A 12873-nucleotide genomic window follows, 5' to 3' on the forward strand; every position below is an offset into this window, starting at 1 on the left:
TTTGCGGCACGGTAACCGAAATGCGGGAGTCAGGCGAAAGGTTTCAGCCGATCAGCTCGCGGACGAAATCGTGGAGGAACACGCGGCGCGTCGCCTTCAGCCGCTCGGCCTTCAGGATATTGTGGACGAGCTCGCGGCATTTCTCCGCATTGTTGTTGATGAGGACATAGTCATACTCCGCCCAGTGGCTGATCTCCGCGGCGGCGCGCTCCATGCGTCGTGCGATAACGTCCTCGCTATCCGTTCCGCGATTGCGCAGGCGCCGCTCCAGCTCCTCCATCGAGGGCGGCAGGATGAAGACCCGCACGATGTCGGGATCGACCTGCTTCAATTGCTGGGTGCCTTGCCAGTCGATGTCGAGCAGGACGTCACGGCCGCCCTCGATGGTCTGGCGGACCTCGCGCTTCAGCGTGCCGTAGCGATGGCCGAAGACATGCGCCCATTCGAGGAACTCGCCGGCCGCGACCATCTCCTCGAACCTTTCGGTGCTGACGAAATGATAGTCGCGCCCGGCGAGCTCGCCCGGCCGCATCGGCCGGGTGGTCGCGCTGACCGACATCGCGATGCCGTCGTCGCTCGCCATCAGCATGCGCGCGATCGTGGACTTGCCCGCACCGGAGGGGCTGGAAAGGACGAAGAGCAGGCCCCGCCGCTTGAACGCGCTGGTGACTTCCATTGCGGGCTACTGGCGTGGGCCGCGCACGCACGTCAAGGGGAGACGTTCGCGGATTTGCTGCTAAGGTGGCCGGATGGGGCGGATGGTTGCGTTGCTCAGGGCGGTGAATGTCGGGGGGCGCAAGCTGCCGATGGCGGAGCTGCGAACATTGTGCGGCGCGCTCGGCTGGACCGACGTCGCGACCTATATCCAGAGCGGCAATGTCGTGTTCGACGCCGATTGCACGCCGGCCGAGGCCGAGACGACACTCGAGGGGCGCATTGCCAGCCTCTACGGATACGAGGCCCCGACAGTCGTTCGGACGGCAAGGCAATGGGCAGCCTACGCGCCCGCATGCCCTTTCCCCGAAGAGGCGATCGCAACGCCGAACTACCTGCTCCTGCTCGTCTCCAAGCGCCCGCCAGTCGCCGCCGCGGTGGATGCGATCCAGGCACGCGCCGCGGCCGGCGAACAGGTCCGCCAGTCCGGCGACGGCATCTGGATCCATTTCCCGAACGGGTCGGGCACGTCGAAGATCACGCCCACGATCATCGACAGGGCGATCGGCTCGCCCGCCACCAGCCGCAACTATCGAACGGTCGTCACCCTGCAGGAGATGTTGGAGACATGACCGGTGCGCCGCTCATTCCCCGCAAATACTGGATCATCGCGTTCGCGCTTGTTGCGGTCATGGCGGCGATCCTGCTCTGGATGGGCCGCCAGCCGATCTGCACCTGCGGCACGGTGAAGCTCTGGGTCAGTACCGTCCACGGCCCGGACAACAGCCAGCATCTCGCCGACTGGTACACGCCGAGCCACATCATCCACGGCTTCCTGTTCTATGCGCTGGGCTGGTTCTTCCTCCGGCGCAATCCGCCGGGCGATCGGCTGATCGGCGCGGTGGTGATCGAGGCGGCGTGGGAGATTCTGGAGAACAGCCCGCTCATCATCGACCGCTACCGCGAGGCGACGATCGCGATGGGCTATACCGGCGACAGCGTGATCAACTCGGTCGCCGACGTGCTCTGGATGATCCTCGGCTTCGGCATCGCGCGGCGACTCCCCGTCTGGGGAACGGTCGCGATCGCCCTGGCGTTCGAGCTGCTGACCTTGATCGTCATCCGCGACAACCTGACGCTGAACGTGCTGATGCTGGTCGCGCCGATCGACGCGGTGCGCGTCTGGCAGGGGGGCGCCTAGCTCCGGCGCATCCGCGCGATGATCGGCACGAAGAACGCCGTCGTCCATCCGAGCAGGATGATCCCGTTCACGCCCTCGATCGCGGCGACCAGACGCCACGCATCGGGCAGCCCGGCATTATCGTCACCGATCGTGGCATAAGTGACGGCCGAGAAATAGACCGACGTGTGAAGATCGGGCAGCGCGTCGGTGGCCCAGTAAAGCAGCGCGTAGAGCCAGATTTCCACTCCATGCAGCCAGAACAGGCCAAGCACCAGCGCGAGGGTGACCGCGATACCGCGCGGCGACATCGGGTCGATATGAGTCTCCGCCTCCTCGGCCGATCTGATCCGCAGCCGGTGGGATAGGATGTAGAGCCCGGCGCCATGCACGATGACGGTGAGGAGCACCATCCCGGTGGCGACGGCAAGCTCGGTGAGCATGGCCTGGGTCAGCGCCCCAGCATCTTCTCCGGGATGACCACGCGGTCGAAGGTCGCCTCGTCGACCAGGCCGAGTTCCAGGCCGGCTTCCTTCAGCGTCTGCCCTTTCTTGTGCGCGTGCTTGGCGATCGAGGCGGCGTTGTCATAGCCGATCTCCGGCGCCAGCGCGGTGACCAGCATCAGCGACTTGTTCATGAGATCGGCAATGCGGGCCTCATCCGCCTCCATGTCGTCGAGGCAGCGTGCGGTGAAGCTCTCCATGCCGTCGGCGAGGAGGTTGATCGAGCGCACCACATTGGCGCCGATCAACGGTTTGAAGACGTTCAATTCCATATGGCCCTGGAGGCCGCCGACGGTCACCGCGACATGGTTGCCCATCACCTGGGCGGCGACCATGGTCAGGCTCTCGCACTGGGTCGGATTGACCTTGCCGGGCATGATCGAGCTGCCCGGCTCGTTTTCCGGCAGGCGCAGCTCGCCGAGGCCGCAGCGGGGGCCGGAGCCCAGCAGGCGGATGTCGTTGGCGATCTTGGTCAGGGACACGGCGATGACGTTGAGGATGCCGCTGAGCTCGACCAGGGTGTCATGGGTCGCCAGCGCCTCGAACTTGTTCGGGGCGGTGGTGAAGGGAAGCTGGGTCAGGTTCGCGACCTCGGCGGCGAACTTCTCGCCGAAACCCCTGGGCGCGTTGAGCCCGGTGCCGACCGCGGTGCCGCCCTGCGCCAGTTCGTAGAGACGGGGCTGAACCCCCTCGACGCGGGCGATGCCCATCTTGATCTGGTGGGCATAGCCCGAAAATTCCTGGCCGAGCGTCAGCGGCGTCGCGTCCTGGAGGTGGGTGCGGCCGATCTTGACGATCCCGTCCCATTGCTCGGCCAGCGCCGCGAGGCGGCGATGAATGGTGTTGAGAGCCGGAAGCAGGCGCGCGGCAACGGCGCGCGCCGCGGCGATGTGCATCGCGGTCGGGAAGCTGTCGTTGGACGACTGGCCCTTGTTGACATGGTCGTTGGGATGGACCGGCGACTTGCCGCCGCGGCTGCCGGTCAGGATCTCGTTGGCGCGGCCGGCAATCACCTCGTTGGCGTTCATGTTGGACTGGGTGCCGGAGCCGGTCTGCCAGATGACGAGCGGGAACTGGTCGTCATGGACGCCGCTCGCGACCTCCCCGGCCGCCTGCTGGATCGCTTCGGCGAGCTCGGCGTCGAGCCCGCCCTCCCGCGCATTCACCCGGGCCGCGGCCTGCTTCACGAACCCCAAGGCGTGGACGATCTCGACCGGCATCCGCTCGCGCTCGCCGAACGGGAAATTCTCGATCGAGCGCTGCGTCTGCGCGCCCCAATAGGCGTCGGCCGAGACCTCGATGGGGCCAAAGCTGTCGGTCTCGGTGCGGGTGCTGGTCACGCTCATCTCTTCCCCTCTCGGCTGTCCTCCCGCCCGTAGAACGAACGCACGGCGAGGTGAAGGGGCGACTCGGCAGCCGACCAAGGCGAGGGCAGACATTTTGACCGCTGACAGCCCGTGCACCTCGGGCTAAGCCATTGATGGCGGGAGGCAGGCCATGGCGGGGTGGCGTCGGTTCGGATCGTTTCTGGGTCTGGTGGCCCTGCTTTCCGCCTGTGGCGGCGGCGGAGGCGGCGGTGGTTCGACCGGTGGCACCACCAATCCCGGCGGATCGACTCCACCACCAACCGCAACCTGTTCGGTACGCGACCGGCAGAACTGGGCGGCGGCGCAGCTGCGCGAATGGTATCTTTTTCCGGAGACGCTGCCCGCAAACCTCGATCCGGCGGCCTACACTACGGTCGACGCCTATATTGATGCGCTGACCGCCACCGCCCGCGCGCAAGGCCGCGACCGCTTCTTCACCTATCTGACCTCGATCGCCGAAGAGGACGCCTATTACAGCTCCGGCACCAGCGCCGGCTTCGGCATCCGCTTGTCGGTGGACACGGTCCAACGCCGCGTGTTCGTGTCCGAAGCGTTCGAAGGCGCGCCGGCGCTCGCCGCCGGACTCGACCGCGGCACGGAGATTCTCGCCATCGGCACGGGCACGAATCTGCGCGCCGTCGGCGACATCATTGCCGCCGAGGGCAGTGCCGGCGTGACCAACGCCCTTGGCCCGCCGACGGCAGGTACGATCCGGGTGCTGCGCGTGACGGATGCCGGCGGTCAGCGGGATGTCAGCGTCACCAAGGCGAATTTCGAGCTGCTGCCGGTCTCCACCCGCTACGGCGCCCGGATCATCAACGACGGCGGACGGCAGGTCGGCTACGTCAACCTGCGCACCTTCATCACCACCGCCGATCCGGCGCTGCGCAATGCGTTTGCGCAGTTCCGCGCTGCGGGTATCGCCGAGGTTGTCGTCGACCTGCGCTACAATGGCGGCGGCCTGGTCTCGATCGCGGAGCTGTTCGGCGATCTGCTCGGGCAGAACCGGGCGACGTCCGACGTGTTCTCCTACACCGTCTTCCGGCCGGAGAAATCGGCGGAGAACGAGACGCGCTATTTCCAGCCGCAGCCGCAATCGGTGGCGCCGGCGCGGATCGCCTTCATCGGCACGAACGGCACCGCCTCGGCGAGCGAGCTCGTGATCAATGCCTTCATCCCCTATCTGCGCGCCGATGCCGCGCTGGTCGGCACCAACAGCTTCGGCAAGCCGGTCGGCCAGATCGCCCTCGACCGCGCGCAGTGCGACGATCGGCTGCGGGTCATCGCGTTCGCCACCCAGAATGCAGCACGGCAGGGCGATTATTTCAGCGGCCTCGCCGGCCGGATGGACGCGACCTGCCAGGCTGGCGACGACATCGCCCGCCAGCTCGGCGACCCGCAGGAAGCCTCGATCCGCACCGCGCTCGACTTCCTTGCGGGACGGGGGTGCACGCGGATCGGCACGGCGAGCGCGTCCGCGGCGCGGACCCAGCAGACGTCCGCCCGGCGCGAGCTGCTGTCGCCCGAGCGGCCGAGCACCGCGCAGCGCGAGGTGCCGGGACTGTTCTAGAGGGAGGGCCCGACGGGCCGGGACTACTTCTTCCGCTTGAAGTCCACCGAGACGACGTTGGAGCCGTCCTCGACCGGTTCGGCTGCCGGCGGGTCGTTCTCGGCGTGCTCGTGCTCCTCGAAGCCGGTCTCCTCGGCCTGGGCCTGGAACTGGAGCGCGAAATTGACCGCGGGATCGACGAAACCGGTGATCGCCGAGAAGGGGATGATGAGCCGTGCCGGCGCCTGGTTGAACGACAGCCCGACCTCGAACCCATCCTCACGCACCTTCAAATCCCAGAAGCGGTTCTGGATGACGATCGTCATTTCGTCCGGGAAGCGCTCGATCAGGTGCCTCGGGATGTCCACACCGACGGCCTGGGTCTTGAAGGTGATGTAGAAATGATGCTCGCCGGGCAGCCGTCCGGTCGCCTCGACCTCGCCAAGCACCCGTCCGACGACGGCGCGCAGGGCCTCCTGGACGATCTCGTCATAGGGAATCAGGCTGTCGGGCGCTTCATCGCTCATGATCCGACTCGTAGCGCGGCAGGGCGACGGGTCAAGCGCGTTGCTCGTGTCCGGCCGCCGCTTTATCCCGGGCCCAAGGAGACGAGCCATGCCGATCGACGCCACCCTGCCCTATGACGACAGCAACATCTTCGCGCGGATCCTGCGCGGCGAGATTCCGTCCAAGCGCGTCTACGAGGACGAATTCGCGCTCGCCTTCCATGACATCAATCCGCAGGCGCCCACCCATATCCTGGTCATCCCCAAGGGCGCCCACGTCTCCTGGGACGACTTTTCCGAGCGCGCGAGCGCGGACGAGATCGCCGGTTTCGTGCGGGCGGTCGGGAAGATCGCGCGCGAGCACGGGCTGGTCGCACCGGGTTACCGCTTGCTCGCCAATGTCGGCGCGGACAGCGGGCAGGAGGTGCCCCACCTTCACGTCCACATCTTCGGCGGCCGCGGGCTGGGCCCGATGCTGGCGCGCTGACACTCGTCGATATGGGCTGGCGCCGGCCGAAATTCCGGCTAGGGACCGCCGGACAAACGCGGCGAGGGAGTCGAATGGCAAGCGTACCGGAGCGGGGGTTCCTCGCGCGCATCATGATGCGCAAAAGCGTCCAGCAGGTCCAGGAAGAGACGGCGACCAGCGAGCTGAAGCGGACGCTGGGGCCGTGGAACCTCGTTTTCCTGGGGATCGGCTGCATCATCGGTGCCGGCATCTTCGTACGGACCGGGAATGCCGCGGCGCTGCACGCCGGGCCGGCGGTGCTGCTTTCCTTCGTCATCGCGGGCCTCGTCTGCGGCTTTGCGGGCCTGTGCTATGCGGAGCTGTCGTCGACCCTCCCCGTCTCGGGCTCGGCCTATACCTACACCTATACGACGCTCGGCGAGTTCGCGGCCTGGATCATGGGCGCGCTGCTGCTGCTCGAATATGGCTTGGCCGCCTCGGTCGTCGCGGTCGGCTGGTCCGGCTATATGGTGAGCCTGCTCGCCGACATCGGCATCCACGTCCCTGCCACGCTGACCGGTCCGGCCGGCCATGCCAGGGAGCTGGCCGACGGTACGGTGATCACCACCCTCTTCAACCTGCCCGCCTTCCTCGTCTGCACCGTGCTGGCGCTGCTGCTCGTCGTCGGCGTCTCGGAATCGGCCAAGGTCAACAACGTCATCGTGGCCATCAAGATGACCGTGATCATCGCTTTCATCCTGGTCGGCGGCTATATGGTCATCGCCAATTACGACACGCTCTCGGCCAACTGGGATCCGTTCATCCCGCCGCCCACGGGCCAGGAAGGCGAATTCGGCTGGGGCGGTGTGCTGCGCGCCGCCTCGATCGTCTTCTTCGCCTATATCGGCTTCGAGGCGGTCTCGACCGCCGGGCAGGAAGCGCGCAATCCGCAGAAGGACATGCCGATCGGGATCATCGGCTCGCTGCTCGTCTGCACGACGCTCTACATCCTGGTCTCGATCGTGCTGACCCATGTCGTCAACTATCGCGATCTCAACGTCCCCGATCCGGTCGCGGTCGCGGTCGACGCGTTCGGGCCGCAATGGGCCTGGTTCGCCACGACCATCAAGGTCGGCGCGATCATCGGCCTCACCTCCGTCATCCTGGTGCTGATGTACGGCCAGACCCGCATCTTCTACACGATCGCGCGCGACGGCCTCTTGCCCGGCATCTTCGCCACCGTGCACCGGAAGTTCAAGACGCCGTGGATCAACACGCTCGCCGTCGGCCTCGGCGTCGCCACCGCCGCCGGCTTCTTCGACATCAACACGCTGGGCGACATGACCTCGGTCGGCACGCTCGCCGCCTTCGGCATCGTCAGCCTGACCGTGGTGTGGCTGAGGATCACCCATCCCGAGCTGCCGCGCGGGTTCAAGGTGCCGCTCTATCCGGTGCTGCCGGTCGCCGGCGTCATCGCCTGCTTCGCGCTGATCTTCACCGTCGAGACGCGGGTGCTGATCTTCTTCGGCTGGTTCCTCGTCGCGGCGGTCCTGCTCTATTTCGCCTACGGCATGCGTCATTCGCGCCTGGCCCGGGGCGAGCTCCGCGTGATCGCGCCCGAAATGCCGGAATTCCCGGAAGACGCGCCGGCCCGGCCGCTCGGCAGCCGCGCCGACTGAACCGACCTTGTGCCGCCGCCGGACGCCGCGCGCCGATTATCGGCTTGCGGCCAGCGATTTAGCGGTTAGGCTCCCCGGCCAAACATAAAGGAGCGGCCGGGGGGTCGCAGGTTCAGGGGACGAACATCATGATTTTCGGGCGCGTAAAGCCTCTCGACGCTATTCTTGCCACCGCAGAAAAGAAATCGCTGCACCGCTCGCTGGGCGCATTCCAGCTCACCCTGTTCGGCATCGGCTGCATCATCGGCACCGGCATCTTCGTGCTGACCGCCGCCGGCGCGCAGAAGGCCGGCCCGGGCCTGATCCTCTCCTTCGTCATCGCCGGCGCGGTCTGCGTGGTCGCCGCGCTCTGCTATGCAGAGATCGCCGCCATGGTTCCCGTGGCGGGATCCGCCTACACCTACACCTATTCCGTCATGGGCGAATTCCTCGCCTGGACGGTGGGATGGGCCCTCGTCCTCGAATATGCCATCGCGGCGAGCGCCGTCTCGGTCGGCTGGTCGGGATATTTTACCGGCACGATACTGGAATCAACATTTGGCATACACCTGCCCGACGCCTTGCGCGCCGGGCCGCTGTGGCTGGGCGGCGCGGAGGGAGGCTTCTTCAACCTGCCCGCCTTCGTGATCGCGCTGCTCGTCACCTGGCTGCTGATGATCGGCACCACGGAAAGCGCCCGCGTCAACGCCATTCTGGTGACGATCAAGATCACGGCGCTGGTGGTGTTCATCATCCTCACCCTGCCGATGGCCCAGGCGGGCAATTTCAATCCGTTCATGCCGGGTGGCTTCTTCGAGGCCGGCGGCGTCGGCGTCGGCGGCGCGGCGGCGACGATCTTCTTCGCCTATGTTGGATTCGACGCTGTCTCGACCGCGGCGGAGGAGACCAGGAACCCGCAGCGCAACGTGCCGATCGGGCTCATCGGCTCGCTCGGCATCTGCACCATCTTCTACATGCTCGTCGCGGCGGGCGCGATCGGCGCGATCGGCGGCCAGCCGATCATGGGCCCGGACGGCATTCCGCTCATTACCGGCTCGCCCGAACTCGCCCGCCAGTGCGGGCTGCCGCAAAATGCGGAGCTTCTCGTCTGCTCGAACGAGGCGCTCGCCCATGTGCTGCGCACGATCGGCTACGGCCAGATCGGCAACTGGATCGGCTATGCGGCGTTCCTCGCGCTGCCGTCGGTGATCCTGATCCTGATGTTCGGCCAGACCCGCATCTTCTTCGTGATGTCGCGCGACGGCCTGCTGCCGGACGCGCTCTCGAAGGTCCACCCGAAGTGGAAGACGCCTTATGTCGTCACCGCGGTGACCGGCCTCGGCGTCGCCCTGGCCGCCGCCATGCTGCCGGTCGGTCAGCTCGCCGACGTCGCCAATGCCGGCACCCTCTACGCCTTCTTCATGGTCGCCCTGGCGGTGATGATGCTGCGCAAGCGCGATCCCCATCGCGAGCGCAAGTTCCGCGTTCCGGCGCTGTGGCTCGTCGGCCCGCTCACCATGGTCGGCACGCTCGGCCTCTATCTGCTGTTGCCGCTCGCGGCGATCCTGGTCCTGCCGATCTGGGCGCTGATCGGCTTCGTCATCTATTTCGGCTACTCCTATCGCAACAGCCATCTCGGCCGCGGCCTGGTCGAGGTGCACGAGCCGGAGATCCACGATATCGAGCCCGGCATTCCGGGCATCGACGAGCCCCGATAAAGGGGAAGGAGGGGAGGCTTCGGCCTCCCCTTTTTCATTGTGCCCGATGAGCGTAGGATCGTCGAATGCCGAGCCGCCCACCTTTTGCGCTCGAAGGCCTCGACCACATCCTGCTTCTGGTCGAAGACTTGGCTGCGGTTGAGCCTTTCTACCGGGACGTGATCGGCTGCTCCGTCGAGAACGCCCTTCCCGAATATGGCATGCTGCAGCTGCGTACTGGCAAGGCTTTGATCGATCTGGTCGACGTTAGCGTCGAGGAAGGGGCCTGGGCGCGACCCTCGGCCAAAGGCGGACGCAACATGGACCATATCTGCATCGCCACGGGACCGTGGGACGAGACAGCGATGCGCGCGCATCTCGCCGCTTATGACGTCGCCATTGTCGAAGAGGGCGTGCACGGCGGCGCGCGCGGGGAAAGTCTCTCGATCTATGTCGCGGACCCGTCGGGCAATGTGATCGAGCTTAAGGGACCGCCAGCACAATAGCCCGTGCAACCACCGGTCAACCTGCCGCGTTCCTCTTGCGAAGGAGAGGTTCATGGCCACCCCGCCACCGCCCGAGGCACCGCCCCAGCCGACGCAGCCTGCCCAGCCGGAGGCGCCGCCGCCGGAGATCAGTCCGCCGATGCCGAACGTGGATGTGCCCGCGCCGTCGCCCGATCTGCCGGATACTCCGGCGCCGGCGACGCCAAGCAGCTAGCCGAGGCGCCTGGCGACGAGCGCCTTGAGGTCGGTCTCGGGGCGCGCGCCGTAGTGCGAGATCACCTCGGCCGCGGCGACGGCACCCATCACCAGAGAGTCTTCCAGGCTGCGGCCCTGCGCCTGTCCCGCGAGGAAGCCGGCGGCGAAGAGGTCGCCGGCGCCCGTCGTGTCGACCACCTTGCAGACCGGCTCGGCCGGCACTTCGGCGCGCGCCCCGTCCTGCACGGCGATCGCGCCGAGCTCGGATCGGGTGACGACCAGGGTCTGCACCCGCCCCTGCGTGGCGGCCATAGCGGCCTCGAAATCGTCCGTCCCGGCCAGCATCTTGATCTCGGCCTCGTTGGCGAAGAGGATGTCCAGCCGCCCGTCGTCGAGCAGCTGGTTGAAGCCGCCCCGGTGACGATCGATGCAGAACGTGTCGGAGAGCGTGAAGGCGACCTTGCGGCCGGCGCGGCGGGCGATGTCGATCGCCTTCACCATCGCATAGCGGGGCGTCTCCGGATCCCACAGATAGCCTTCGAGATAGAGCGTCGCGGCGCCTTCGATCTGCGCCGCGTCGAGCGCCGAGGCCGGGAGGAGCTGGGCGGCGCCGAGGAAGGTGTTCATCGTCCGGTGCGCATCCGGCGTCACCAGGATCATCGAGCGCGCGGTCGGCACGCCGAAATCCGTCGCCGGCGTGGTGAACTCGACGCCGGTGGCGGTGAGATCGTGGCGATAGAATTCGCCGAGCTGGTCGGGCGCGACCTGGCCGATGAAGCCGGCGCGGGCGCCGAGCGCCGCAATGCCCGCCGCCGTATTGCCCGCCGAGCCGCCACTCACCTCGCGCGCCGGGCCCATATGATCGTAGAGCCGCACCGCCTCCTCGGCATCGATCAGCCGCATCATGCCCTTGGTGAGACCCTCCCGCTCCAGGAACGCGTCGTCGCAGTCGGCGATGATGTCGACGATCGCATTGCCGATGCACAGCACGTCGAGGCGGGTCTCGGTCATGTCAGGAAGGCTCCCCCGGGGATCGCAAAGCGTGGCCCCTAGCCGGGCGCGTGCGCTGGGGTCAACCACGCCCATTGCGCGACGCCGGGCGCCCCGCCATAGCGCCGCTGATGACGTCGCTCGGACTCGCCTTTCTCGCCGGCCTGGTTTCCGCCAGCGGCTTCGCGCCGTTCGGCTTGTGGCCGCTGACGCTGGCGGCCTTCGCGGTGCTGCTGTGGCTGATCGAAAGGGCGCCCAGCCTGCGCTCGGCGCTGGCGCGGGGCTGGTGGTTCGGCTTCGGCCAGTTCGTGCTCGGCCTCAACTGGATCGCGACCGCCTTCACCTACCAGGCGGCGATGCCGGCCTGGCTCGGATGGGTCGCCGTGATCTTGCTGTCGCTCTACCTGGCCGTGTTTCCGGCCGCGGCGGCCGGACTTGCGTGGCGCTGGGGCCGCGGCCACCGAACGGCGCTCGTGCTGGTCCTCGCCGCCGCGTGGATCGTCACCGAATGGCTGCGGGCAACCGTCTTCACCGGCTTCGCCTGGAACCCGGTTGGCGTTGCCCTGGTGCCAAGCGGCCTTGCGGGACTGGCCCCCTGGATCGGGACCTATGGCCTGTCGGCCATCGCGGTGCTGCTGGGCGGGGCCCTTCTTCTGCTCTCGCAGCGGACATTCCGGACGGCGGCGGCAACGCTGATCGTGATCGTGGCAGCAGGCGGCCTGGCCTGGGCGGTTGCGCCCGACCCTCAGGGCCAGGGCGCCGCGATCCGGGTCGTCCAGCCCAATATCGGCCAGCAGAACAAGTGGGACCCGGACTTCCGCGAAGAGAATTACCGCCGGCTTGCCGGCCTGACCGGGCGGCCCTCCGCAACGCCGCGCCTCATCCTGTGGCCCGAGGCGGCGACGCCCGATTTCCTGTCGCTCCAGCGTGGTGCACGGCGTCGGATCGCAAGCCTGCTCGGCCCCAACGACCTGATGCTGCTCGGCGGCGTCGAGCTGGTGTTCGGGCCGGACGGCCGGTCCATCGCCGCCTACAACAGCCTGTTCGCGCTCGATCCGCGTGCGAACCTGCGCGGTCGCTACGACAAGGCCCATCTTGTCCCCTATGGCGAATATCTGCCGATGCGGCCGGTGCTCTCGGCGATCGGCCTCTCGCGCCTCGCGCCCGGCGATCTCGACTTCTGGAGCGGCCCGGGGCCGCAGACGCTGGCCCTGCCGGGCTTCGGGCGTGCCGGCATCCAGATCTGCTACGAGATCATCTTCTCCGGCCATGTCGTCGACAGCGCCGACCGGCCCGACTTCATCTTCAACCCCTCGAACGACGCCTGGTTCGGCGCCTGGGGGCCGCCGCAGCATCTCGCGCAGGCGCGCCTCCGGGCGATCGAGGAAGGGCTTCCGGTCGTGCGCGCGACTCCGACCGGCATCTCGGCCGTGATCGACGCCAACGGCCGCATCCTCCACAGCCTGCCCCTCGGCACGGCGGGGGCGATCGACGCGCGGCTGCCCGGCGCCGTTTCGCCGACTCTCTTCGCACGCCTTGGCAATGCTCTGCCCTTCGCCTTCGCCCTGCTGCTCGTCGCGCTGGCGATTGCAGTCCGGCGCAAGGCGCGCTAGGGAGCGC

At 67.5% G+C, this 12873-nt stretch carries 14 protein-coding genes; 9 read left to right on the top strand and 5 right to left on the bottom strand.

Annotation, left to right across the window (positions count from 1 at the left end):
- Window positions 1-43: 43 nt before the first annotated feature.
- On the bottom strand, window positions 44-676 hold the full coding sequence (gene gmk / locus RCO27_RS07135) for a guanylate kinase (RefSeq protein ID WP_309001982.1): 633 nt from the start codon (window positions 674-676) through the stop codon (window positions 44-46).
- Between the two features lie 73 nt (window positions 677-749).
- Here gmk and RCO27_RS07140 point away from each other — a divergent pair, with 73 nt between their 5' ends.
- A complete protein-coding gene (locus RCO27_RS07140; protein ID WP_309001983.1) occupies window positions 750-1286 on the top strand; it encodes a DUF1697 domain-containing protein in 537 nt (178 codons plus the stop codon).
- The gene (locus tag RCO27_RS07145; protein WP_309001984.1) at window positions 1283-1855 is read left to right on the top strand and encodes a DUF2585 domain-containing protein; all 573 of its coding nucleotides are present in this window, start codon (window positions 1283-1285) and stop codon (window positions 1853-1855) included. The genes RCO27_RS07140 and RCO27_RS07145 overlap by 4 nt, the downstream gene beginning before the upstream one ends.
- On the opposite strand, the gene RCO27_RS07150 is transcribed toward RCO27_RS07145, so the two are convergent.
- Together RCO27_RS07150 and fumC are read right to left on the bottom strand one after the other, a co-directional pair.
- Entirely contained in the window at window positions 1852-2277 is a 426-nt protein-coding gene (locus RCO27_RS07150; protein ID WP_309001985.1) for an ion channel, read from the bottom strand. The genes RCO27_RS07145 and RCO27_RS07150 overlap by 4 nt on opposite strands.
- 8 nt (window positions 2278-2285) lie before the next feature.
- On the bottom strand, window positions 2286-3677 hold the full coding sequence (gene fumC, locus RCO27_RS07155; RefSeq protein ID WP_309002125.1) for a class II fumarate hydratase: 1392 nt from the start codon (window positions 3675-3677) through the stop codon (window positions 2286-2288).
- Window positions 3678-3834: 157 nt separating this feature from the next.
- On the opposite strand from fumC, the gene RCO27_RS07160 reads away from it, so the two are divergent.
- Window positions 3835-5274: a S41 family peptidase gene (locus tag RCO27_RS07160; protein ID WP_309001986.1), complete on the top strand. Its 1440-nt coding sequence runs from the start codon at window positions 3835-3837 to the stop codon at window positions 5272-5274.
- A 23-nt stretch (window positions 5275-5297) separates the two neighbouring features.
- Here RCO27_RS07160 and RCO27_RS07165 read toward each other — a convergent pair whose 3' ends face one another.
- Entirely contained in the window at window positions 5298-5780 is a 483-nt protein-coding gene (locus RCO27_RS07165; RefSeq protein WP_309001987.1) for a ClpXP protease specificity-enhancing factor SspB, read from the bottom strand.
- Between the two features lie 88 nt (window positions 5781-5868).
- On the opposite strand from RCO27_RS07165, the gene RCO27_RS07170 reads away from it, so the two are divergent.
- The 5 genes from RCO27_RS07170 (at window position 5869) to RCO27_RS07190 (ending at window position 10282) form a co-directional block, all read left to right on the top strand.
- On the top strand, window positions 5869-6246 hold the full coding sequence (locus RCO27_RS07170; RefSeq protein ID WP_309001988.1) for a histidine triad nucleotide-binding protein: 378 nt from the start codon (window positions 5869-5871) through the stop codon (window positions 6244-6246).
- Window positions 6247-6320: 74 nt separating this feature from the next.
- Entirely contained in the window at window positions 6321-7886 is a 1566-nt protein-coding gene (locus tag RCO27_RS07175) for an amino acid permease (protein WP_309001989.1), read from the top strand.
- A gap of 128 nt (window positions 7887-8014) precedes the next feature.
- Window positions 8015-9583, top strand: coding sequence for an amino acid permease (locus tag RCO27_RS07180; protein ID WP_309001990.1), 1569 nt, complete (start codon window positions 8015-8017; stop codon window positions 9581-9583).
- Between the two features lie 65 nt (window positions 9584-9648).
- On the top strand, window positions 9649-10068 hold the full coding sequence (locus RCO27_RS07185; RefSeq protein WP_309001991.1) for a VOC family protein: 420 nt from the start codon (window positions 9649-9651) through the stop codon (window positions 10066-10068).
- Between the two features lie 52 nt (window positions 10069-10120).
- Window positions 10121-10282 carry a hypothetical protein gene (locus RCO27_RS07190; RefSeq protein ID WP_309001992.1) on the top strand — a complete coding sequence of 54 codons (162 nt, stop codon included), beginning with the start codon at window positions 10121-10123 and terminating at the stop codon, window positions 10280-10282.
- On the opposite strand, the gene RCO27_RS07195 is transcribed toward RCO27_RS07190, so the two are convergent.
- Complete coding sequence (locus RCO27_RS07195) at window positions 10279-11274, bottom strand: adenosine kinase (RefSeq protein WP_309001993.1); 996 nt, start codon at window positions 11272-11274, stop codon at window positions 10279-10281. The two genes, RCO27_RS07190 and RCO27_RS07195, sit on opposite strands and share 4 nt — an antisense overlap.
- Before the next feature lie 110 nt (window positions 11275-11384).
- Between RCO27_RS07195 and lnt the strand changes: the two genes are divergently transcribed.
- Window positions 11385-12866, top strand: coding sequence for an apolipoprotein N-acyltransferase (lnt, locus tag RCO27_RS07200; RefSeq protein WP_309001994.1), 1482 nt, complete (start codon window positions 11385-11387; stop codon window positions 12864-12866).
- The last annotated feature ends 7 nt before the right edge of the window (window positions 12867-12873 follow it).

It is taken from the genome of Sphingosinicella sp. LHD-64, assembly GCF_031157375.1.
In the GTDB taxonomy this organism is placed as follows: Bacteria; Pseudomonadota; Alphaproteobacteria; order Sphingomonadales; family Sphingomonadaceae; genus Allosphingosinicella.